Source organism: Mycoplasma simbae ATCC 49888, from assembly GCF_000702705.1.
GTDB lineage: Bacteria > Bacillota_I > Bacilli_A > Mycoplasmatales > Metamycoplasmataceae > Mycoplasmopsis > Mycoplasmopsis simbae.
This window is the reverse complement of the sequence record NZ_JNJG01000008.1, coordinates 43,540-67,490: the sequence shown is the minus strand read 5'-3', so window position 1 is coordinate 67,490 and position 23,951 is coordinate 43,540. Positions and strand designations below refer to the sequence as shown.

Annotated in this window: 20 protein-coding genes; 12 read left to right on the top strand and 8 right to left on the bottom strand. The window is 31.1% G+C overall.

Annotated elements, in window-relative coordinates; translation table 4 throughout:
• Nucleotides 1-6: 6 nt before the first annotated feature.
• From T329_RS0102775 to recA, 8 genes are all read left to right on the top strand, one after another.
• The gene (locus T329_RS0102775; RefSeq protein WP_029608915.1) at nucleotides 7-885 is read left to right on the top strand and encodes a hypothetical protein; all 879 of its coding nucleotides are present in this window, start codon (nucleotides 7-9) and stop codon (nucleotides 883-885) included.
• Between the two features lie 5 nt (nucleotides 886-890).
• The gene (locus T329_RS0102770; protein WP_029608914.1) at nucleotides 891-2,294 is read left to right on the top strand and encodes a hypothetical protein; all 1,404 of its coding nucleotides are present in this window, start codon (nucleotides 891-893) and stop codon (nucleotides 2,292-2,294) included.
• Nucleotides 2,288-4,066 carry a hypothetical protein gene (locus T329_RS0102765; protein WP_029608913.1) on the top strand — a complete coding sequence of 593 codons (1,779 nt, stop codon included), beginning with the start codon at nucleotides 2,288-2,290 and terminating at the stop codon, nucleotides 4,064-4,066. The genes T329_RS0102770 and T329_RS0102765 overlap by 7 nt, the downstream gene beginning before the upstream one ends.
• 9 nt (nucleotides 4,067-4,075) lie before the next feature.
• Nucleotides 4,076-4,714 carry a hypothetical protein gene (locus tag T329_RS0102760; RefSeq protein WP_029608912.1) on the top strand — a complete coding sequence of 213 codons (639 nt, stop codon included), beginning with the start codon at nucleotides 4,076-4,078 and terminating at the stop codon, nucleotides 4,712-4,714.
• A gap of 540 nt (nucleotides 4,715-5,254) precedes the next feature.
• A complete protein-coding gene (locus T329_RS0102755; protein WP_029608911.1) occupies nucleotides 5,255-5,716 on the top strand; it encodes a hypothetical protein in 462 nt (153 codons plus the stop codon).
• Nucleotides 5,709-6,659: a tyrosine-type recombinase/integrase gene (locus T329_RS0102750; RefSeq protein ID WP_029608910.1), complete on the top strand. Its 951-nt coding sequence runs from the start codon at nucleotides 5,709-5,711 to the stop codon at nucleotides 6,657-6,659. The genes T329_RS0102755 and T329_RS0102750 overlap by 8 nt, the downstream gene beginning before the upstream one ends.
• A gap of 19 nt (nucleotides 6,660-6,678) precedes the next feature.
• Nucleotides 6,679-7,182, top strand: coding sequence for a hypothetical protein (locus T329_RS03875; protein ID WP_156933791.1), 504 nt, complete (start codon nucleotides 6,679-6,681; stop codon nucleotides 7,180-7,182).
• A gap of 310 nt (nucleotides 7,183-7,492) precedes the next feature.
• Nucleotides 7,493-8,476, top strand: coding sequence for a recombinase RecA (recA, locus tag T329_RS0102740; RefSeq protein WP_029608908.1), 984 nt, complete (start codon nucleotides 7,493-7,495; stop codon nucleotides 8,474-8,476).
• Nucleotides 8,477-8,501: 25 nt separating this feature from the next.
• On the opposite strand, the gene T329_RS0102735 is transcribed toward recA, so the two are convergent.
• On the bottom strand, nucleotides 8,502-8,732 hold the full coding sequence (locus tag T329_RS0102735; RefSeq protein ID WP_029608907.1) for a hypothetical protein: 231 nt from the start codon (nucleotides 8,730-8,732) through the stop codon (nucleotides 8,502-8,504).
• A 54-nt stretch (nucleotides 8,733-8,786) separates the two neighbouring features.
• On the opposite strand from T329_RS0102735, the gene T329_RS0102730 reads away from it, so the two are divergent.
• Nucleotides 8,787-9,599 carry a TIGR00282 family metallophosphoesterase gene (locus T329_RS0102730; protein ID WP_029608906.1) on the top strand — a complete coding sequence of 271 codons (813 nt, stop codon included), beginning with the start codon at nucleotides 8,787-8,789 and terminating at the stop codon, nucleotides 9,597-9,599.
• Between the two features lie 60 nt (nucleotides 9,600-9,659).
• On the opposite strand, the gene T329_RS0102725 is transcribed toward T329_RS0102730, so the two are convergent.
• Genes T329_RS0102725 through T329_RS0102700 form a run of 6 tightly spaced genes read right to left on the bottom strand, consistent with a single transcriptional unit; the run spans nucleotide 9,660 to nucleotide 17,104 of the window.
• Nucleotides 9,660-10,151: a dUTP diphosphatase gene (locus T329_RS0102725; RefSeq protein ID WP_029608905.1), complete on the bottom strand. Its 492-nt coding sequence runs from the start codon at nucleotides 10,149-10,151 to the stop codon at nucleotides 9,660-9,662.
• A gap of 9 nt (nucleotides 10,152-10,160) precedes the next feature.
• Nucleotides 10,161-10,931, bottom strand: coding sequence for a Nif3-like dinuclear metal center hexameric protein (locus tag T329_RS0102720; protein ID WP_029608904.1), 771 nt, complete (start codon nucleotides 10,929-10,931; stop codon nucleotides 10,161-10,163).
• On the bottom strand, nucleotides 10,931-12,427 hold the full coding sequence (locus T329_RS0102715) for an RNA polymerase sigma factor (protein ID WP_029608903.1): 1,497 nt from the start codon (nucleotides 12,425-12,427) through the stop codon (nucleotides 10,931-10,933). Before T329_RS0102715 ends, T329_RS0102720 begins: the two co-directional genes overlap by 1 nt.
• Complete coding sequence (gene dnaG / locus T329_RS0102710) at nucleotides 12,427-14,307, bottom strand: DNA primase (RefSeq protein WP_029608902.1); 1,881 nt, start codon at nucleotides 14,305-14,307, stop codon at nucleotides 12,427-12,429. Before dnaG ends, T329_RS0102715 begins: the two co-directional genes overlap by 1 nt.
• A 1-nt stretch (nucleotide 14,308) precedes the next feature.
• Nucleotides 14,309-15,667, bottom strand: coding sequence for a glycine--tRNA ligase (locus T329_RS0102705; protein ID WP_029608901.1), 1,359 nt, complete (start codon nucleotides 15,665-15,667; stop codon nucleotides 14,309-14,311).
• A gap of 21 nt (nucleotides 15,668-15,688) precedes the next feature.
• A complete protein-coding gene (locus tag T329_RS0102700; protein WP_029608900.1) occupies nucleotides 15,689-17,104 on the bottom strand; it encodes a hypothetical protein in 1,416 nt (471 codons plus the stop codon).
• Between the two features lie 222 nt (nucleotides 17,105-17,326).
• On the opposite strand from T329_RS0102700, the gene T329_RS0102695 reads away from it, so the two are divergent.
• Genes T329_RS0102695 through T329_RS0102685 form a run of 3 tightly spaced genes read left to right on the top strand, consistent with a single transcriptional unit; the run spans nucleotide 17,327 to nucleotide 20,216 of the window.
• Nucleotides 17,327-17,677, top strand: a complete 351-nt coding sequence (locus T329_RS0102695) for a S1 domain-containing protein (RefSeq protein WP_029608899.1) — start codon at nucleotides 17,327-17,329, stop codon at nucleotides 17,675-17,677.
• Nucleotides 17,677-18,918 carry a hypothetical protein gene (locus tag T329_RS0102690; protein WP_029608898.1) on the top strand — a complete coding sequence of 414 codons (1,242 nt, stop codon included), beginning with the start codon at nucleotides 17,677-17,679 and terminating at the stop codon, nucleotides 18,916-18,918. Before T329_RS0102695 ends, T329_RS0102690 begins: the two co-directional genes overlap by 1 nt.
• Before the next feature lie 8 nt (nucleotides 18,919-18,926).
• Entirely contained in the window at nucleotides 18,927-20,216 is a 1,290-nt protein-coding gene (locus tag T329_RS0102685) for a glucose-6-phosphate isomerase (protein WP_029608897.1), read from the top strand.
• A gap of 20 nt (nucleotides 20,217-20,236) precedes the next feature.
• Here T329_RS0102685 and T329_RS0102680 read toward each other — a convergent pair whose 3' ends face one another.
• Nucleotides 20,237-23,941 (bottom strand): DEAD/DEAH box helicase, encoded by a 3,705-nt coding sequence (locus tag T329_RS0102680; protein ID WP_029608896.1) that lies wholly within the window; start codon nucleotides 23,939-23,941, stop codon nucleotides 20,237-20,239.
• Between the last annotated feature and the right edge of the window lie 10 nt (nucleotides 23,942-23,951).

Sequence of the window (23,951 nt, the reverse complement as noted above, 5' to 3'; positions counted from 1 at the left end):
AAAATAATGGAATTTATTAAAGCACTGTTCGCCACAAAACAAAACGGAACAGACAACTTAAGCTTAACAGAATCTGAATTAGGACAAGTTGCTGATTTTACAGCATCTCAATCACTATTCGGTTTATTAGGTACAAATTTACCATTGCAAGACGTAAATAGAGCTTCAGCAACATTTTTACGCAACATCGGACACGCATTCAAAGATAAAGAAGGCGTAGGAGCCAAAGAAGTTGTAGCCCCAAAATTAGAACCTATTACGATTAATTGACAAAAACCTAAATACCAAGCTGTAGGTTTTACCGCTGCGGATATGGCAAGAGGTTTACCAAATGTAGCACCTGTTAAATTAGAAAGAGCATTAAAAGACTTTTTAACATTACACGAAGAAACAGCTTTTAAAGCTTTAGAAACAAAAGCATTAACTTTAACATCACAAAAAACAGTTAAAGCAGATATTGATTCGCTAACCCCTCAAAACTTATGAAAATTAGTAGCGGACACAGCACTAAAAGTACAAAATACCAAAAGCGAAGCTGAAGGCGTGAAACGTGTAGCAAAAGATGATATTGTAATTTTCATTAAGGAAGAACATTTATTGAAGCTAGCACAATCTGGAATTATTGGTAATTTCGCACAACAAGCTTATACTGAGGGAGCAGGAGCTATTACCAAATTAGGCGGATACACAATTGTTGGTTGCCCTTACTTAGCATCTGCTGAAATTTTGGTGGCAACTAACTTTACCGCCCCTTCAATGATCGATGTTATCGCATCTAATATTGATAAGCTAGCACCGTCAAATGATTATGCACTATATTTTGAAGCTATGGATTTATACGGGATTGCGTACACCTCAACAATCCAAACTGTAGCTAAATCTTAATAATTATGCTAGTTTATGATAACAAAACATTAAATACTAGCATCACCTCTTTACAACTAAAAAATAACGCTTCAGCAACTAACAATAACTCCTACTTATGAGCAATTGTGAGAACAGGAGTTAGTATTGTTTTATCTGCAGTTAGTGAAGCGGCAAACGCAGTTATTCCGGGTATTGGTTTAGCTTTAGATTTTGCTTTACAAACTGTAGCTGATGTTGTTTTTAACATAATCCAAAATAACGGTAATATTGACTATAAAGAATTAGGTATAAGCACACTGTTTAATGCAATACCGTTTATAACTAAAGGTATAAGGCATTTTGCAAACAGTGTTAAATATAACCGCTTTTATTCTGTTGCGGATAATATTTCAGACAATACAAGCATATCTAAAATATTTAAAAAGAATGCTATTGAATTAAATAAATTCGGTAGTGTATATAATCAAGTAGATGAAACGGTATATGATCTTGCAAACTGAAAAAACTTGAATATTAGATCTTTATTCAATAAGCAAAACAGAGCAAGCACTAAAGAATTAATAAACAATTTAAAAATGAAAAATAGTAGCTTGCAAAGCGAACTAATTTTTAATAAATCTAAAAAAATACTTGATGTAGCACAAAAAACTGTTTATTATGCACGTACAAGTTTAACCTTGCTTATGTCTCCAAGATATGCTGCAAGAAAATTAACTGAGCTTGCATTAAAAAAACCTTTTGCCAAAATATCTAAAACATGAAATAGTTTTATCGATAAAGCAATACCTAAAAAAATAATTAAAGCAACTAATAAAACATTTGAAGATTCTATAAAAGGAATTCCTATTGAGTCAAGTTGATTAAAAGAACTAAAAATATATAAATCATATAACCCTTGAAATATAGGTGGAGTAAATGCTTTAATTACTTTTAAGCCCTTAGCAACTAATAAAAAAGCCCCCGTGTTTTTATTCCAAAAAAATATTAAAGAAGTTATGCAACTTTTACAAGTTGAAAGCCCAGGGCGTTATTATTTAAACCGTTTTGCGTGAGGCTGAGATGTTGGTTATATATTGCGTAATAAAAGTGCTTTTTTAGCCAAAAGCAAATTGCCTTTATATGCAACGTTTATATCTAATATGTTTTATACGATTAAAAGTATTGAATACATCGCTAAAAGTTTAAATAATTCAAATAACTGATCTAAAAATTGAAATGCTAATGAGATATTATCAGGAATTAAAGAAGCAAGCACAAGCGGTTTAAGGTTGAAATATATAAACCCAGCAATTCGTGTTGCCAAAAGTGGCTGAACGTCTAATAGTTGATTTGCAATTAAAACCGGTATGGATGCATACAAAAAAACAAGCTGAAAAAGAAAAGTTGTTAGAGGAATAACAAACAGAAAGAAAGGTCAAAAATGATAGATACACAATTTATAGGTATTACTTTATCAGAGTTTAAGCAAAAATGATTTTTTGACCAAGCAAATATAAAAATACCATTGAAATTTAAAGAACTTAACCCCGCATTAACTGAGGACAAGTTTTTTAATATTTTAGCTAATGATATTATCAGAACGTGCGATTTATTCGTTGAGAACTATTTCACAAAATTACAAATGGTAGGCAAAAATAATATTGCTGCAACGCTAACCGATACCCCACGGTTAGAGGCTTTTAAATCTGCGGTATATTGTGAATTAAGTTATAGAATCACAAATAATTCTTATCCTGATTTTGCAAACCGGAAAAGCTACACCACAAATGGTTTTAGCTTGACAAATGATTCTAATAAATTTATAACCTTTAGTGACTATTTAAATCCTAAATCCATAGCATTTTTAAATTTGTATACTTGAAACACTGATGAGGAAGCGGAGTTTAGTTGAACTCATTTTATAGTTGACAAATTTTCAGGATTAAAAGAGGAAGTATCACTAATTACTAAAACATTAGATGCAGAAAATGATTTAGATAGAGAGAGCATTAAGGCAAGAATATCGCAAGTATCAAATAAACTTGAAGAATTTAAAAATTCAATTCCTTTATCTGCGTTGCTGCAGTTGCAACCACAAATTGATACAATTAACGCTAACGCCTCAAATTTAAGCCAAAAACAAATAAATGATATAAATAGCCTGAGCCGGCAAATTAACACGCTACAAAGCAATTTTGACGCATCTACAAGCACATTAAGAGATAAGCAAAGCGAACTTGTGTCAGAACTAGCTAGAGTTAAAAGTGTTGACCAAGATCAACAAAACGAAATGGCACAAATTAGACTAAGTTTACAAGCTAATAGCCAAGCGGACGCTGAAACGCTTAGAAGATTTAATGAACTAAGCCAGGAATATATAACAAAGAATGCTGAATTATCATCATCAATTGCTGATGTAGATTCACGTTGCGATGACATCGGGCACGAAATAAACGATATATCAAGCGATATTGAAATTGCACAATCAGATATAACCGAAATAAAATCAACTATCGCAAATAATTATGCCAATACTGTAACTACATCAAACTTTAATACAAAAGCCGATACTTGAAGCAATTCAAAAGGTTTTGTAACCAATAATAATTTTGATGCCAAAGCAAACACTTGATCAAATTCAAAAGGCTTTTTAACGTCTAATAATTTAAATTCAACAGCAAGAACAATTAATAATTGAAATATTAGCGTTAATAACCCAACTAACAATAGGCAAGTGGCAAACAAAGCCTATGTTGATGATGCAATAAACAGAAAAGCAAGCACACTTGCCTCAAGCTCGAGTGTATCGAGTTTAACAAGCAGAGTGGCAACTTTGGAAAGTAACAATGCATCGCAAGTTAGAAAAGAATGAACTTATTTATCTGATGTGCTTTTAAGTGAAAACGGAAATGCCAAATTTAACTTTAATTCTGTAAATAATTCTAGTGCCTTGTTATTACGGCTTGAAACTAAGAAAACCAGCAAAAAACCCGTGACAAGCACATTTACTTTTAGCAAAAGTATGTTAGGCACTGAAGCATCAATGATTTTTACAATGTACACAGGAAATAACCCCGATGTATCTTCATTAACATCATTAGCATTTTTTAAACTAGATTCAGACGGTAGAATATGGCATCTATGAAATGGTTCATTATACAATAACCAAGATCAGCATGATTATGATTTTATAAGAGCAACCTTATATCAACTAACATAGGAGAATAAAATGAGTTGACATATAACAGTAGAAAATATAATTCAATTTATAGGTATCTTTTTTGCTTTATGCGGTTTTATTGCTGTATTGATTCGCCAATTTGGCACAGGAAAGCAAGTTAAAAAACTTTATAAGCAAATTGAAACGGACAGATTAGAGTTCAACAACAAAGAAAAAGAACTATCAGCTAAAATTGTGGAACTTAAATTCATTATTAAGCAAAATGAATACATTATTAAAACCAATGAGGATTTAATGAGACTTTACAAAGCCAAATTAACCGCATATGAACAAAAGAATGAAAAAATTTATTTTGAAGAACTTGAAAAACAATTAGCAAAATCTAAAGAAGATGATAATAGAGATGCTAATAAAATTATGGAACTACAAAAAGAATTAGAATTAGCTAAACAATACGCCTTAAGCAAAGATAAGGAAATTGAAATAGCTAAATTAGAAGCCCAAAGATTAGGCGAAGAACTAAAATCCGTTGATGAATTCAAACAACAATATAATACACTTGCCCAAATGTTCCAGGCTGCGGGAAATGTATTTCAACCAGCAAAAACAATTGAAAAAGCTGAACCAATTGAAGAAAAAGCTGTAGAAGAACCTAAAACCGAGGAAAAAAGCTACAAAATAAATTAAATTAAGAAAATAACGGCGTAATAAACCGTTATTTTTTATATTACTCAATATTATTATATAATATTGACGGATAGAAAAAAGCACTATCCACTCCTTGATAAAATTGCGTGACATAAAATAACGTTTTTAGACCATCCTTTTTAACAATACGTAATTTAATAATATTGGTTTTGTGATTATACCAACCCATGTAATTTCATTTTCACCGGAGGACAAGTTGGAGTCCTCTTTTTTATTTTTTTAAAATATATTTTTTTGTCCCTAATTAGTGTTATAATAATGTTGCTAATTGAAAGCCTTCACCTTGCAATTATACCTTTACAAAATCAAGGAGTAGGCGGACAATATCCGCCTTTTTCTTTTAGCAAAATTAAAATAATAAAAAGAAGCGTGTAACCTTCACTTACACGCTCGAAATTATTATAACTTAAATGTGTTTATTTTGATAGTAAAAACCGTTTTTTATCATAACACAACTTAGTTTATAGACTTTTCGGGCGTCGTTTTCAAAGGGAAAACACGCTCGAAAGGTTTTTTATAATGATTTTTTTAGAGAGACAATTACACAAATACGTTAAGGTTAATTTATTTAAAAATTATAGCGTGAGACCATTGGACAAAGCATTAACTAATAACAAAACTATGTTTAAAGAGTGAAAAAGCTATTTAGGTTTTTTATTAGATCAAGATTATGATACAAATAAAAAAACTAATACAACTAATAATTTGGTGCAAACATTATTACAAGACAAAATAATAACTATTACTGATAAGCATTTTGAAATTAATAAGCATGTTAACGGCTGAATATATCAACCTTTTAAAACGTTTATGCAGCATTTAGCGTTATTTTTAGCCTATGAATTAGGATCATTTGCAAAAGCAAATAAAAACAAAGATATTTGGACAATTTGACAACTTGAAGGACACACTCCAATGCTTGTGTTAATGTCTAAAAAATCATTGGCTAAATTTTGAAAAGGAAGAAATAAAAATGAATAACGATATTAAAATAAACATTGATCAGCATATTGAGTTGTTTATGCAGCATTGTAATAAAAAGCTTGATAATAATTATCTTGCAAAAGGCACTTTAACAAATTACAAAATTTTAACAAATATGCTTACTGGTTGCCAAAACATAGATGACTTAATTGAACGCATTAACCGCATTTTGAGAAATGATAAATATACAAACGCAACGAAGAGATTTTATAAAACGGTTTTTACACTATTTTTAAAGTTTATTAGTGACAAAAACAAAGTTTTTATTGATTTAACTGATTTATATAAAGTAGAAAGCCCACAAATAACCCGCCGTGCTTATACTGATGAAGAATTAAAAATATTATTTGAACAATTAGAATTGTTTGGTAATGACAATTTTACTTTTTGATTTAAGTTTTTATTGTTTACTGGTATCAGATGTGCAGAAATTGATATAATCGATTTTAAAGTATTTGTTAAAAACGGTTTTAAGATTTATTTTAAAGCATTAAAACATAATAACACAAGAATAGCAAGTTTAGATGAAGATAATATTGAGATGCGTGAAATGCTATCAAATGGAACTGTTAAAATTTTAAAATCTAAGACAATTAAAAACTGTTTTGCATTATTTCGAAAATTTGTTTTTCAAAATGTACCTAATTTTACCAATGGAATACACGCACATTTGTTACGCCATACTTTTATTACCTGGAGTGTAAATAAGTATAAAGCCGATATAAATATTGTTAGTAAATTATCGGGACACAAAAGCGTAAGCACCACGCAACGATATGTAAGTGATGATTTAAATATAATGGGCGATAATATGGAAAATATACAAAAATCGTTGTTTGCTGATGTTGCTAAATTAAAAACCACTATCGATGATAACCCGCCATACTTAAAAATGATTAAACAAACATGAGAAAGAACAAAACTAAGTCGCAAGGCTTAGCTTGTTTTATAATTTTTTTATGAAACAATATAAACCCTTCCCCAGCCCTAGTGAAATACATTTTAATATTAAATTTATATTATGAAATGAACAGCCTAAAACGTTTGATGAGTTCAGGAACAAATATTCATCAATCTTTACAAAAAGAGTAATTGCATGACTTAAAAAGCACAATCGATATAACCGTCTAGAATTGAGCAAAATATGGTCGGTAATGTTTTATTATGGCTTTGTTAATTTCCAGCGTGAAAACGCCGTTAAAACGCATTTAGAGCGATGTTTGTACACTGTGTTAACCTCATCATTAGGATATGATGCAGGAAAACAAGTGGATTTAATCGCATTTAAGGAATCACAATTGCTATATATTCAAGTTAAACCAAAGAACGGAGCATATAATTTTGCAAAGCTGCTTAAAGCTTGCAGAAAAGATAAAGCAAAGCCTATTTTAGCTGTACCTAACGGAAGCTATAACTTTAATTTTTATGATATTTCTAATGGTTTAAAGCAAATTATTTTATAATTCAGATGCATTAAAACGTTATTTTTTATCCGGTTAGCTCGGGAATAATATATATATATATTGTGAATTTTTCCGAATTATAAACATAGAGCAAAAAAATGTGAGTATTTTTTTAAAAAAAATAAGCAAATTCAGCGATTTATTGTGGTTTTTAACAAAGTTGTACAATTATATTGGATGAATTTTAAGCATTTTGATAACTTAGCATTGTTTGCTTATAAATTATTGAAAAAAATGTATTAAAATGTTAAAAAAGTTTTTTTGTACACATCATTAAACAGAAAAATGTATAAGAGTGTGAAAGGAAAAAATGGAAAAGGAAAACAAAGTATTAGACGAAACAATTAAAAAAACCATTAGTGAAATTACTAAAAAATTTGGTTCAGAAGCTATAGCCTTTTTTGATCAAAATGACCTCGCACACTCTGTAAATGTAGTGCCAACAGGTTCATATTTACTTAATGATGCACTAGGAATTGGAGGTTATCCAGAGGGGCGTATAATTGAAATTTTTGGTCCTGAAAGCGGCGGTAAAACAACACTATGTTTGCACGCGATTGCGGAGGTTCAAAAACGTGGCGGAATTGCTGCCTTTATTGACGCTGAGCATTCAATTGATCCAAATTATGCAGTAAATTTAGGCATTGATTTAGATAAGTTAATTATTTCGCAGCCAGACAGTGGCGAGCAAGCAATGGATATAGTTGATTATTTAGCTAAAAGCGGAGCAATTGATTTAATCATTGTTGACTCAGTAGCAGCGCTTGTACCTGAAGCAGAATTAAATGGAGAAATGAGTGATAATCAAATTGGCTTGCACGCACGGTTGATGTCTAAATCGCTGCGTAAAATAACCGCAACATTAAATAAAACAAACACAACTATTATTTTTGTGAACCAGATTCGTGAAAAAATTGGTGTTATGTTTGGCAACCCGGAAACCACCACAGGTGGAAGAGCATTGAAGTTTTACTCATCTGTACGTATTGAGGTTAGAAGAGTATCTTCAATTGTTGAAGGCAAAGAAATTATTGGTAACGATGTAAAAATTAAGGTTGTTAAAAATAAACTAGCACCGCCTTTCAAAACATTCCAGACCGAGATTGTGTTTGGTCAAGGAATTGATGCGTTGGGTGAATTAATTGAACTTGCGTGCCAAAAAAATGTAATTGAAAAGAAAGGTTCTTGATACGCTTATCAAGGGGAAAATCTTTGTCAGGGCAAAAAAGCATTGAAGGATTTATTCAAACAAAATACTGAATTTTTACAGGAAATTGAACAAAAAACTGTTTAAAAAATCATTCTCGCGAATGATTTTTTTACTCTGATACTAGGATTAAAACGCCAGAAACTACTGAAAGAGTTAAAAGTGTAATAACACCTCAAACAATACGGTCGTTTTTGTCTAAAAATCCTTTTTTGATTTTGTTTAATACTAAAAAACCTATAACTAGCGGAAATACTAATCAAAATGTTAGTATCATTGTAATAATGATGAAAATTTTTGCAATTAGCATTAATGTTTCATCTTTTCTTTGTTCTTGACTCATTTGTTCTCCAATAAATATATTTTTGTTATTATTATATATGTAGATTTGAGGGATATGTTAAATAAAAAAATAAATATACTTTTTATTGGCGACATTTTTGCTCAACCTGGCATTGAAACTGTTGCTAAACACATTCAAAGCATTAAAGATAAATATAATATTGATTTCACAATAGCTCAAGCCGAAAACGTGTCTGATCGTAAAGGTTTTATTAAGCGTGATTATGATGTGCTTAAATCTTTAGGTATTGACGTATTTACACTAGGAAATCACGTGTGAGCACAAGAAGGCATTTTTGAAATCATTAATAATGAAGATGTGATTAGACCTTTAAATATTGCAAATTCATATACAGGCCATGGTTCAAATATTTTTCGCTTAAACAACGGGATTAGTATTAGAGTAACATCACTAATGGGCATTGCATTCAATAAGTTGCTTCGCCCTTGAAAACATGAAAGCGCTGATAATTTTTTCGATGCTGCTGATTTTGTGGTTGAACACAGTGAAAAAGCAGACTTTCATTTTATTGATTTTCATGGTGAAACCACAAGTGAAAAGGTGGTATTAGCATTATATCTTGATGGCAAAGTTGACGCAGTTTGCGGAACCCATACACATGTGCAAACTAATGATGCCAGAGTGTTGCCAAAAGGCACTTGCTTTATAAGTGATGCCGGTATGGTAGGTCCTTACAATAGTGCTATTGGAGCTAATTTTCAGCAAGTTTATGAACACATGCGCTATGGTGCAATGAGCAAATTTCAAATTTCGGATAACGAGTGCCAATTTAATGCTGTAGTTCTTGAGCTAAATACTATAGAAAAACACAATAATAAAATACAAGCTATTACCATATTGCCATAATAAAAATCAACTCGCAAAAGTTGATTTTTTTGTTGTTTTATACACAAATTTATTGGATTTTTAGTAATGGTTTTTGACACGTTCAAAGTTTTTTTGGTTCTTTACTTCGTATCATTTCATGATATCTTCATCGCTATAATTTAGCATTTTGGCACAACCTAAAGATAGAGAAAGCAATTCACTAATAATTTCTTTGGTGATGTTTGTTTTAGCGCTACTTGCAATTCTGAATATTTCAAGAATTTGATCTGTAGGAAATTTTGAGACAATTTTAGGTTCAATAATTGGGTTTACATCAAGTTGGTAAGCGTATGAACCTAAAAAATGTAGCACGTCGGCAAATTCTTCTAAAACAGCATCATGATTGACATTTATATGTTTTTTTCAGTATTTAAAGCATTGAACTTCATTGGCGAATTCAGCAAATTCGACCAGCAAGGCTAAAGATCATTTAGCTTGTCATTCGGTGTGGTCAACATGATGCAAATCATCGCGGGAGTTAATAGCATGATCTAGCTCTTTTTGCATTCTAAATATTCTTGAAAAATCCATATTTAACTCCTAAAAATTCTTATATGGTTCCTGCATTAAAACAGGAATAATTGATAAATCGTTAAATTCACGGCTTAGTTGTTGACAAATATGATGCACAAAAACTTGTTCATCTAAATGCGAAACTTCTAGCACATCAATGTTGTGTTCGCGGTATAAAAGTCATTCATTTCATTTAATATCGCTAGTGATAATTAATTCAACCTTGTTTTGGCTTAATTCATAAGCTAAATCAGCTCCACCTGAGCCTGATAAAAACGCTATTTTTCTGTATTTTTTGGCTGTATCATTGACATTTGTACGCATTTGCTTAAGATTTAGTAAATGTTCAAATTTCATTTTTAGCTCACTTAAGCCAGTGAAGGCTTCAACTACACTTGGGTAAGGCTTTTTATACGAAACAATAGAATTGCCAAAACCTAGTTTTTTAGCTATTTGGTGCGAAGTTCCATTGGTATTATTGTCATAGTTTGTGTGCAAAGCTAATACACTGATGCGATATTTTTTTAATTGCTCGTAGATTTTTTTCTTGTAAGGAGCTAATTTAAACTCATCTTGTCAAGTTTCTGCGAATCTAAATGGGTGGTGAACAATTATTAAATTAGCTTTTGATTTAATAGCTTGTTGAAGCACATCAGTTGTTAAATCAATTGCAACAACTGCTCCTTTAATGGTTTCACTTAGGGCGAATTTAGGAGCAAAACCTACAGGGTCTCATTCTTCCGCGTTGCTCAGTGGGTATAAACCTAAAAGAAATGAAGTAACTTTTTTAATTTGCATTATCTAAAAAAATCCTTTAAATGTTTGCCTTTACGAGTGCAATTCTTAAGTTTTCTCAATATTTTGTTTTCGATTTGACGAATTCTTTCCTTAGAAACGTTACGTTCTTTGGCTAATTCTTCTAATGGAGTGATGCTATATTTATTACCATTTTCATCTACACCAACGCCATAACGTTTACAGATTAATTTTTTCTCGTCTGGGTCTAATGATTCATTTAAGATTTCATTTAACATGTCAACCAATTCTTCTTGTGAAGCATAATCAATTGGGTTGACAACACTTTCATCTTTAACAAAATCTGAAAATGATGAATCATTTTCTTTACCAATTTGCTTGTCTAGCGAAATTGGATCGATATTGATTTTACGAATGTATCTAACTTTTTCTGCTGTATAGCCTTGACCATATCTTGCTGCTATTTCCTCATCAGAAGGTTCGGTACCATTTTCTTGGTGCAATTCACGTTCAATTTTGGTGATTTTGTTGATAGTTTCAACCATGTGTACTGGTACACGGATAGTTCTAGCTTGGTCCGCAACAGCGCGAGTGATGGCTTGACGAATTCATCAAGTAGCATAAGTAGAGAATTTAAAGCCTTTGCTTACATTGTATTTTTGAACAGCCTTAACAATTCCCGAGTTACCTTCAGAAATTAAGTCAATAAAGCTTAAACCTCTATTTTTGTATTTTTTGGCATTATTGATAACCAAACGCAAATTACGTTTGATTAGCTTGTCACGCGCTCTTTTGCCTCTAAAACCACCTTTTTCCATCTCTAGGGCAAGTTTTTCTTCTTCTTCTTTGGTTAAAAGTTTACCGTATTTACCAATTCAACGCATGTATCATTTAACAATGTCGTTAGTTTCAGTTAGCTTGTTTCTTAGTTCGTTGGCTGAAACTGAGCCATCATCTTTTGAAAGGTCAATTTCTTCATCATCATATGTTTCAATTTCTAAATCTTCGTCAGTAATATCTTTTGAACTTTTACGTTTTGATTCTTTTTTAGTATTTTTTCTTTCTTTACGCTCAATTAGTTCTTCTTCATCTTCCTCAGCGTAACTTGAATCATCTGAATATTCATAATCATCACTAAAACCATATTCCGATGTGTAATCATCATCATAATCATCAATGTTGATTGAAGAGTCAATATCTTCATCTACGTCAAATTCTTCTTCTTGCACATCGGTACGTTTTTTAAAGCCTTGCTCGTCTTCATCACTTACTTCGGCGCTTTCGTCATCACCATTCTCGTTGATTTCGCCAATAATATCGTCTTCGCCAACTTCTTCTTCATCGCCAGCGTCAACATCATCAGCAATAACACCTCTTTCGTGTAGAAGCTCTAACATCTCGTCCATTAATTCGTCAGGTATTTCAACCTTAATTTCATCAAGATACTCATAAACTTGAGCTTGTGAAAGTTGTTGATTTTCTTCTTTTTTGGCGTGTTTTTCAACTAATTTAACGACAGTTTCTAATTCATTTGCCATTATTTTTTCCTCCTATTAATGCGTAGCATTGTTTGTGTGTGTTCCTCAAACATTTCGGCATTAGCTGAAATAGTTTGGATTAATTTAGGATTTTTCGTTGTCTCAATATATTTATCATCACATTCTCTTAAAGCGTTTGTATAAAGCAAATCTAAATTGATTTGTAAATTATGCAAATCTGCTTTATTTTGTGTAAAATCATTCATAAATTGTTCATATTCTTCTAAATATTCATTATTGTGAGTTAATTTATTTTTGCTGTCCTGCAATTGTTCAGCATTCATCTGACCAGATTTTAATTGCTCATAAATATCTTGCTTATAATCATCAAAAACTCTCAAATTCATTATGTCTTTAGATTCGCGCTCCAAAAATAAAGATATTAAATTAGGATGTTCAAGCAACACATAAAACAAGCGATCTACTCAGCCAAGGGTTATTTTTTTATTAGACTGAAGCGATTTATTTACAAGTGTATAGGTGTTAGGGTCAAATGAATCTTTTATGTCGCTTTGTGGCACATAATCAGGTACAAAATCATGTGCTAAAAATTCACCAGTATCAACAAAATCATATTCATTTGGTAAGCTGTATTCATCTGAGTCTGAATTGATATTTGCATCAAAATTAACTTCAAAATTAAAATCGTTTTTTATTCGCGAAGCATAAAAATGAGCAATATTTTGTTTTACGCCTTTTAAATACGGTTCAAAACTGCTAATAAAGTTTTGAATGCTATTTAAATTGTTATTTTGCCCAGCAACTAAATTGAATTGCGTTTTAAAGTAATCATAAATAAAATCTAATGCATTTGGAGCTTGCTTTAGTAAATCATTAAGATATTGGGGTCCATATTGAATAATAATTTCATCAGGATCTAAACGCGTTTTATTGACAACAATTTTAACGTCGTAACCATGTTCGATTAAAAATTTTGCGTTTTTTAGCGAAGCGTTTTGACCTGCTTGATCGCCATCTAAAAATATTGTGATTTGTTTATTATTAAGCAAACGTAAATGTTTAGTGGTGAGCGCTGTTCCCATTAGGGCAACGGAATTATAAATACCAATTTTATGCAGAGCTATAACATCAAAAAAGCCTTCAACAATTATTAGTGAATTTTGATCAAAATGAGACTTTGTTCTATAAAAATTGTATAAAAGTTCTGATTTTTGAAATAAATTTGACTCCGCTGAATTTACATACTTAGGTTTAATATCCTTTTGCAGAGCACGTGCACTAAAACCAACAATTTTACCTTCGCTATTTCTAATCCCAAATATCACGCGGTTATAAAAAAGTGCTAATTTATTTTCGGGATTAATTAATCCTGCCTTAACAAATAAAAATGGATTGGCTTCTAATTCACTTTTGAAAAAATTAAGGAAATTTTCGCCACTGGCGTAGCCAATATCAAAATCGTTTATTAAATCATTATCAAGTTTTCTACTTGTAAAAAACTCATTTAGTTCAGTATTTTTGAGTCTTTTGAACTCAAGTTTATAAAATGAGTTAACTTTTTCAAGTAAATCCAAAACTGCTAAATCTTGTTCAGTGTATTTGCTTTTAGGTTCATAAAACAGATTTGAACTTACTTCAATATTATGTTCCAAAGCGAGTTGTTTTAATGTATCAACATAGCTGGTTTTTTTGAATCTAGAAACAAAGCTAACAACATCACCTCCAACACCACACGCAAAACATTTGAATATTTGTTTACTTGAACTTACGTTCATTGAAGGTGAAGAGTCATCATGAAAAGGACATAAACAAACATAACTTTGACCTTTTTTAGACAAAGTTATGTATTTGCTAACTTCCTCAACAATATCTAGTTGAGAAACAATTTGTTCATGTAACGATTTCAGGCTTGAATTCATATTAAATGTAGTTTAAAATTTCGCTAATTTTTACTCTTTTTTGTTCCATACTATCACGATCTCTTAAAGTAACGCATTCGTCTTCAAGAGAGTCAAAATCAACTGTAATACATGTAGGAGTACCAATTGCGTCTTGTCTACGGTATCTTTTACCTATTGACGCAGTTTCATCATAAACAGCATCAATACCTTGAGCTAATAATTGCTCATAAATTTGTTGTGCTTTATCATTAAGTTTTTTAACAAGCGGAAGCACTGCGACTTTATAAGGAGCCAATTGTTTGCTTAATCTAAGCACGACTCTAGTTTCATTTTCTAAAACTTCTTCGTCGTAAGCTTCAATTAAAAGAGCAAACATTAATCTATCTAGACCCATTGAAGGTTCAATAACATAAGGAATATATTTTTCATTTGTGGTTGGATCTAAATACTCTAAACTTTCGCCAGTTGCCTTTTGGTGTGCACTTAAGTCAAAATTAGTTCTGTTAGCAATCCCTAATAACTCGCCTCAACCAAATGGGAACAAGTATTCAATATCACTTGTGGCTGAAGAGTAGTGTGAAAGCTCTTTTTCATCGTGTTTTCTAAGACGTGTGTTTTGCTCACTTAAGCCTAATAAACGAACAAAATCAACCGATTTTTGTACATAATAGTCAAATAGTTGATCTGCTTGCGCGGGATGACAAAAGACTTCAAGTTCCATTTGTTCAAATTCACGTGTTCTAAAAATAAAGTTTCCAGGTGTTACTTCGTTTCTAAAACTTTTACCAACTTGCCCTATTCCCATGGGCATTTTTGCACGCATTGCACGTTGAACATTTTTAAAGTTCACCATAATTCCTTGGGTAGTTTCTGGACGCAAGTAAATTTTTGATTTAGTTTCTTCAGTTACACCTTGTTTAGTTTCAAACATCAAGTTGAATTTACGAACATCACTTCATTTAGTTTTAGCACCCTCGTATTCGTGTAAATGTTGCTCTAAAAATTGCTTCATTTCTTCAAAAGTCAATGTTTCAGCAACAATAGTTGGGTCAATTTGTTCAATTAACTTATCAGCACGATATCTTTTGCCATTCACCTGGTTTTCAATTAATGGGTCATTAAAATTAACAACGTGACCAGATGTAACTCAAACTTGAGGATTCATTAAAATTTTAGAATCTAGTAAAAAGTTATTTTTTTCACTTTTAATAAAGAAACGTTTTCAAACAGCTTCAATATTGTCTTTAAGAGTTGCTCCTAGTGGGCCGTAATCTCAAGTATTTGCCAAACCACCATAAATTTCACTTCCTTGAAAAACAAAACCAGAAGATTTTAGGTGATTAATAAGAGTGGTAACGTTTTTGTCTTTATTTAGCATAATGCCCCCTAGTTTATTTAATTATTGGAATAGTGATGTATTTGTCAAGATTTCAAATGTTCTTAAACCAACAACGATTACTAATACTATCAACATAATAACAGCGATTGTAATTCATAATCAGTTTCATCTTGATTTTTCAGTTGAGACATAAGAACCTAAATATACTTGTTGATCCCCTTCAACCTCGTATGTTTCAACAGGATATTCAGTAATTTCAAAGTCGTTAATACTGATTTGAGAAGCTTCATCTATTGTTTGTTCAACAACTGCAGGTTCAGTGGCTTTTACAACTTCTTCTGAAACTAAAACTTCGTCTTGAACTTGTTCATCACATTTGCATGAATCATTTTGAGTTGCACAATTGCAGTTGTCGCCACATTTGCAATCTGAACATTCTTGTGAACATTTTTGTTCGCTCTCGTGTGATTGTTCACAGGCAGAAACTTTAAATCCTTGGCAAGTATTTTCGCAATCGTTCACACATGCATAAACTACGCATGATTGTTCTTTGCAACATTGTTGAGAGTCTTTTGACTCACAAGTTGTTTTTTCTTCTGCTAATTCGCATTCATCTTTTGAACATGATTGTGAGCAAGATGAAACATTAGCATGAGAGATGTTAGTTTTACCACAATCTAAATCACAGGCAGAAATGTATCCTTTTTTCTCATATGTTCATTCACTTGCTTCAGTGTCTTTAGCACATTCTTTTTCCTGTGCACATTTTGAGCCACATGATTGTTCTTCAGATTTATTTACAGTCTCATCAACGCAGGCTTTAATTTCGCAGTGAGCAAAATCAGTTTTTTGGCATGAACCTTCGCATGCTCCAACATATGAAGATTTATCGATTGCAAATTCAACATCAGCTTCTTTTTGTTCCAAAGCACATTCTGATTTACATGAAGATTCACAAACTTGTTCTTTTTTCAGTAAGTCTTGTTGAACATCCTCTTTAGTTTCTTCCGTTTGTACAATGTTAGTCAAAATTACATATTTGTAGTCGTGTACTGGTTCAAAGATGATGAATTGGTCGCCTAAAACCACATAAGATGTTTCATAAGCTATTGATTTGTATTGTTCATTTTCAGATTTGTAAGATGCTTGAGTTGTTGCAGAATCTTGTGTTGTATAGTCAATGCAAAGCAACGACAAAATATTTTTGAAGATATCTTTAAACTCTGCAAAAAGTGCGCTAGTTTGTTCAGTAAATCTATAGCTTTTAATTGTTAATAAATCGTCGATTAAATCTTCTACAAGGTTGTAGTTATGTTTAATTCTAAAGTAGTCGATTTGGCTAACTTGTTGGTGTTGTAGAGCTGAATTGATTGTTTTTAATTTTTGCACATATAGTGCAAATGAATCAAAAATTTCTTGTTGGCTTAGAGAAATGTAATAGCTAGTTCTTAATGGCAATGTAATTTCTTTTTTCATATATGTCCTTTTACTTAACTTAAGTATGTTATTGAATAAAATTTAATATTTAAATTATAATATAAAACTTAATTTTTGGCTCCCTTAGTTGTATACAATTTTTTGCCCTATAAACTCAGTATTTTTGAGTTAAACATTGACACTATTTCCACGATATTTTTTAGCTCACTGCTCAAAATCGATATTCAATTAAATCTAATAAAATGCTTTATAATTTAAACTATGAATAAAAAAGGCGATATCTTATTTGGCAAAATAATTCACATTTGTAACGATGGCTTAACAGTAATCACTAATAAAAAATATATATTTGATATTCCTAAAAAATTGGTTACTGATTGAGCTTGAAAAAATTTATACGCCGAATTTAAACTTAAAGACAAAATTAATTTTTACGTTGAAGAAATTGATCACAATAATAAAACTGGTGTAGGAAACTTTAAAGTTAATCACAGCTACTATGCTCGCTCACCTTTTAGCGAAGAATTAAAAGAAACCAAACATGGTTTTAAAACTTTATTTAAGTCTGTGCAAAATGAAATTGAATGCTGAAGTAAAAATCGGAGCCAATAATGCCCAAAATAAAATTACAAGCATATAATTATTATCCAGATTTTAATAATGAAAATTTGATTAAAAAGGGAGTTGACATTGTCAACGGGATAAATTGAAAAAATATTGCAGGCTTTGAAAATTTTGGTTTTCATGAATTAGCATTAAATTTTAGCTCGCAAAATATTCATGAAATTACTCAATTAGCTCAACAATTAAGTGATTTAAATATTGAAAATATTGTGATTTTTTCTGATTTAGAAGTGGAGCAAAATTTTAAAGCTGGCTATCATTTTGTTTTGGAAAATGATTTATTACAAAACAATAAAATAAATTATTTCTTTATAAATTCTGATAATCCAACCCACACTTGATTTGATCAATTAGCAAATTTAGCTTCACACATCGATCTAAATAAAACGGCGTATATTTTTGCAAAATTGAGTCTTTATACTCAGTCTTTTATTGAATTTATCAAAATTTTTGTAAATTTTGTGCAACAAAAAATAGGCTATTATCGTTGCTTAAACCAAATGTTCATTGTTGCTAAAGAAGCGTGCGAAGAGCAACTTTTATTCCTAGAAATTGATGAAGAAAACAAACTAATCATACCTAATATTTTGCATCAAAAATACTCATTTTTCAGTGAAATTAACCTGCTTTTGCTGTTTGTAAAAGGTATAGATATAAGTCAGGTTTTGGACGGATATACATCCGCAAGTATTGATTTTGCTTCCGATAGAATTAAGGATAATTTAGCTTTTCAATATGGTTATATTTGTTCAATGCTTTCGCAAGATAAAAATTCAGCACTGCAAATTGGGTCTGATGATTTACTAAAAGGAATTTTAGCATTGCATTCTCGCTTTAAAAATGAACATTATTTTCCACAACAAAAATGAAGTTCATTTACTATATTCCCGCAAGAAATCTATACTTATGCGCCTTATACAATTGGTATGAGTAATACATATTACGCATCATTTTTTGAGGTCAATAAATTGCGCCACGACTACAGAATTACCCCAGAATTAAATATTAACGATGGGGTTGAAAAATACAAGCAAAACCGTTTAAGCGAGTTTACTTTAATTAATAATGAAGGAATAGTAACCACTCTTTCGAGTGTTGCCAACGTACCTTTAATCAGAATTACTTTAGATAGCAACAACGAAGCTGTTTTGGGAGCTTTAATTTGCTTTTTGTACTGATCAAATATATTTGAATGTTATATTAAACAACTCAATCCATTTAAAAACTAAGGAGTTATATGAAACCGATAAAATTAAGATTAAACCACGCAGTCAATATTGATCAGTTAAGCAAATACCAAGATCGCGTAAGTAAAATTCATTCAGCTATCAAAAACAAAGAAGTTAGTGAAAAGGATTGATTGGGTTGACTAGAACTGCCATTTAAATTGAATAATGAAGAGTACAAAAAAATGGAATTTTTGAGTACAAAATGAAAAAATATGAACATAGAAACAGTAGTTGTTATTGGCGTAGGTGGATCTTATTTAGGGGCAGCTGCTGGATATGAGTTCATGTATGGATTTCCTTCGATTGATAAGCCTAAAATTGAATTAATTTTTAGCGGAAATAATGTGAGTTCAGAGAGTTTAGCTGCTCAATTAAGTTATGTTGAAAACAAGCGTTTTGCAATCAATGTGATCAGCAAAAGCGGTAAAACCTTAGAAACTGCTATTGCCTTTAGAGAATTTAGAAAATTGCTAGAAACTAAAGTTGGTGCAATGAGGGCTAAAGATTTGGTGGTGGTGACCACTGATGCCAACAACGGCGTGTTGTTTGATTTAGCTAATCAAAAAGGTTATGAAAAATTAATCATTCCTGATGATGTCGGTGGGCGTTTTAGCGTGATGTCACCAGTTGGTTTATTCCCGTTCATGTGTGCGGGTTTAAACACTCAACAATTATTGTTAGGCGCCCAACAAGCATTGAATGATAATTCATCAGATCAATTAGCTGCAAATGATGCTTATAAATATGCAGTTTCACGTTATTTAATGTACAAAAACAATTACAATATTGAGTTACTTGTGAGTTATGAGCCAAAATTAAGATTTTTCCAAGAGTGATGAAAACAATTATTCGCTGAAAGCGAAGGCAAGAATGGTCGCGGACTGTTTCCAGCTTCATCTCAGTTTTCTACCGATTTACATTCATTAGGGCAATTCATTCAAGATGGAAGTAAAATACTCTTTGAAACTAGTTTATTTGTCAAAAATCCAATGCATAATTACATATTAACTAAAGATGAAGAAAATATTGACAAAATTGCATATTTAGACGGCAAAGATTTACATAAGGTCAATTGAGCAATTTTTGAAGCCAGCTTGCAAGCACACTCACAAAGCTCAAAAATACCAAACATTGTTGTTGAATTCGACAAAATGGATGAGTACAATTTAGGATACTTATTCATGTTCTTCATGATTTCGTTGACTATGTCAGCGTACTTGCTAGGCGTTAATCCTTTTAATCAACCAGCCGTTGGTGTTTATAAAGCCAATATGGTTAAAACATTATCTAAAATATAAAAAGCCCGCGCGGGCTTTTTCTAGTCTTTATATTCATCTGCTTGCGAATCAAATATTGCATTCATTGCATCTAATTCGGCGGTTAGAGACATTTCATCATTTTCTGCTGTGTCGACTGAGTTATTTGTTGAATTATCTAATTGTTGCACTGGCGCTTGAACCTCAATTACTCTTGTTTTTTCAACAATAATTTTTTCGCTTTCCTTAACAACAATATTTTGGGTTGGTAAAGCAAGTGGAAGTGGCATTTTAGGTTCAATTTCTTCAATTGATATATCAATATCATTTGATGATGGAACATTTGGATCAACTGAATTTAAAGCCGGAACGTTTGACACTGTATTATCAGTCTTTTCGTCTAAATGTTGAACTGGATTTTCGTCAACTTCATCAATAGGTAAAACTGGTAAATTATCTTTTTGTACTGAAGAAGCAAGTTCAATAGTGTCTTCAGAAAAGACAATGTTTTCAACAGGTTCATCTGTTAAAGTATTATCATCTTCGTCAATTTCAATTTGATTTTGCTCTTCTTCATAATCTTCGATGATATTTGTGTGAACATTGCTTTGTTCTATATTTTCGACTAATGTTTGCTCAAATGGCTTATTATCAGTTGGTTCTAACTCAACTATTAAATCGTTTAACTGTGATTTAAATTGCTCTCATTTGATGCGATCTAATACATATAGATTGTAGTTTTTTGATTTGATAAAGTTATTCAAGTCATTAAATTCTAAATATTTTAATGGACTGTTTGCGTAGGCATAATCATCAACCATAATTGCAAATTTACGGCCATTATGACTTGTGATCATAAAATCAACATTAATTGTTCCTAAGGCAAAATCTTGAATTAGATTTATTCCACCTAAATTTGAGATTTTTTCAGTTAAATAATCATTAATTTCAGTAAATAGCTCCGATTTAGGGGCAATTGGTTCATCTAGTTCAATTTCACGTGTGCGCTGAATATCCATTGTTAAAAATTCTCTGCGCTCTTGTTCACTCAATTCAAGAAACTCAAGTCATTTTTTGAATGTTAAAACATCATCATTGTCTGTGGTCATAACCACATCTTGAGAATGAATAGATTTAACAACAATCATTTTGTCTTTGGCACGTGAAATGGCAACGTTTAAAGCGTTTTTACCGCCCGGGCGTCCAACATATGTAGAGTAAATTTTAGCACTAGAATCATAACCTAATGTTGCAATAACTAAGTCCGCTTCGTCACCTTGAATATTTTCAATATTTCTCAGTAATAACTGATTATTTCTCAGTGCTTTTTCTAGATTAGGCTCTTGTTCAAAAATACGTTTAGTGATTGATTCTTGTTGTTTAGCATTAAAGCAAAGAAGAATAATTTTGCTGTAATTGCTTAAATTTTGGTTCACTAAATCTAGAACAATTTGTTCTTCAACTAGGTTTTGGCTATCAATTCATTGACCATTAGCTTCGATAACCTCGATAGCGTTTTCATTTAAATTAGCGTTAGCTGAGTCAATTACATCTAGCTTTGAATTATAGAAATGTTTAGAGCTAAAAGTCATTAAAGCTGCTTGGTGTGAACGGTAATTTTTATTTAGTAAAATGCTATGCACACCTAAACCAATTCCATAATCAAGCAATGATTCTGTGATTCCGTACACTGACTCGTCATCGCTCACTCTAATTCCAAATCAATTCGAAGGCTTCATTTGTTGATCATCACCAGCTAAAACTTTTGTTTTAGCTAAATATAAAACAGGTAAACCTTTTTCAATAAAAATCTGACTTGACTCATCTAAAATAGCGTAATCAAACTCATTTTTTTCTCAAGCTGATAAATCAACATCTGGTGTAGCGATAATAACTGGGAAAAGTTTTTTGATAATATGAGCATATTTATTAATGAATTTATATGGCTCAGTTTTACCAATTCTTATAGTTAGTGCAAATTCACCATAGTCGGCTTTTTCTTGCTCACTTAATTTATCGTAGCGATCAACAATCAATTTGGCAACAAATTTTCTGATTTCATTTTGATCACTAATATTGTCTTTGTTTTCGGGTGGAAGTATTGAAATTAAGTGCAAAATGGCCTGGTAATCGCTAAATTCTAGATCTTTAGTGATGCCTTTAAGCTCAGATAGATTTATTCCATTAGTTCCAAAATTCTCAAAGATTATTTTTGCATACTTTAGCACTGCTTTGCGCTTACGAGAAAACAATTTTCAGCTCAGTTTATTTTTATGTAGCATTCATTTTTGTAGCTGTTTTAGTGTTTCAAAATTTAGCTCGGCTGGATAGCTTAAAAACTCAGGTAGACTTAGCAATACTTCTCAGTTATTTTGGTTTAAAAACGGCAAGAATTTATTGATTAATGGCAATACTTTTGCAATAGATTTGAAATTTACTTCATTAGCTAATTGCGCAATATTATTAATGTATTTAAGCTCTTGTGTGCTTAAAATCCTTAAGGCTTTAAGTTTATTAGGTTTGTTAAAATGTTCTAAGTAATCAATGTATTCACGTAAAGGTTTATAAAATGTTTTTTTACTTACATCAGCAACATTTAGCATAAACAAACAAAATTGTTTTAGCTCACCCATTCTATTTCTAATCACTTCTAATGCGGCTTTTTTTTGCGAACAAACTAAGGCAGTTTTGCCATAAATTAAAATATTTGCCAGTAAATTAACGATTGTTTGCGATTTTCCAGTTCCTGGTGGACCTCAAATCACAGTATTTTGCAGCAATGAAGACGCAATTGCTTTATCTTGGCTAAAGTTTGTTGGTGTAATTTTGAAAAGGCTTTTTTTAGGATCTAAAATAAAGTCTTCAATTCTACTTGTATAGACTTGCTTTTTAAATTCGACAGGAATAATTTTGTTTAGTTCGTCATTTTTAATTATTTCCATCATACGATTGCGGATATAGCCACCTGAAGGTTGGAATAAACCTAGAATGATGCCGGGACAAAATTCTAATGATTCATTAGTTATATTTTCGGGACTTAGTGGAGTAAATTCAGCGTTTATGTTAGCTATATTTGGATAAATTTGCTTTCATTCTTCTTTAATTTGCTCAAATAATTTTTTAATACTTAAATTTGAAATACTAATGTTTGTATTGATGTCAAAATTTGCATTATTCAGCAAAAATAATAGCTTTTCATTGGGTTTGATTTCACTTTTTGATGAAAGTTTGGGTCTAGAATTTTCAATTGTTAAATTCGCTTCCTTTAAAAATAAAGGCGCATATATTGATTTGCCATCAATATTTACTTTCACATACATAAATCCTATATGAATAGGTCAAATATTTGTTTGCTCATGAATTTCCTTGGCACGGTTTAAAAACATAGCTCATTTAACTGATTGTTTTTGATATTGCAAAATCAACTCATCTACAATTTTATTCACGTTTGATTTAAAATCTTTTTTAAGTTGACGCAACTTATAATCATTAATTTTTACATTGTTACGAGTCAGGATTTCAATAGCATTTTCATAGCTATTTGAAAGTTTAATTTGTTCAGCAACTAATTTTAATTTTTCTTCAATTATGTCAATATTAAACTCATTTTTTGTATAAATTTCATTAAAAAGCGCTTCGCCAAACAATTTATAAAAATCAAAAAAATAGGTGTTATCTACCTTGGTGAAAATTACTTTATCATTGGGACTAACATCAAGCAGATTATTAAGAATGGATTTGTATCTTTTTTCATTATCACTAAACATAACTTACTCC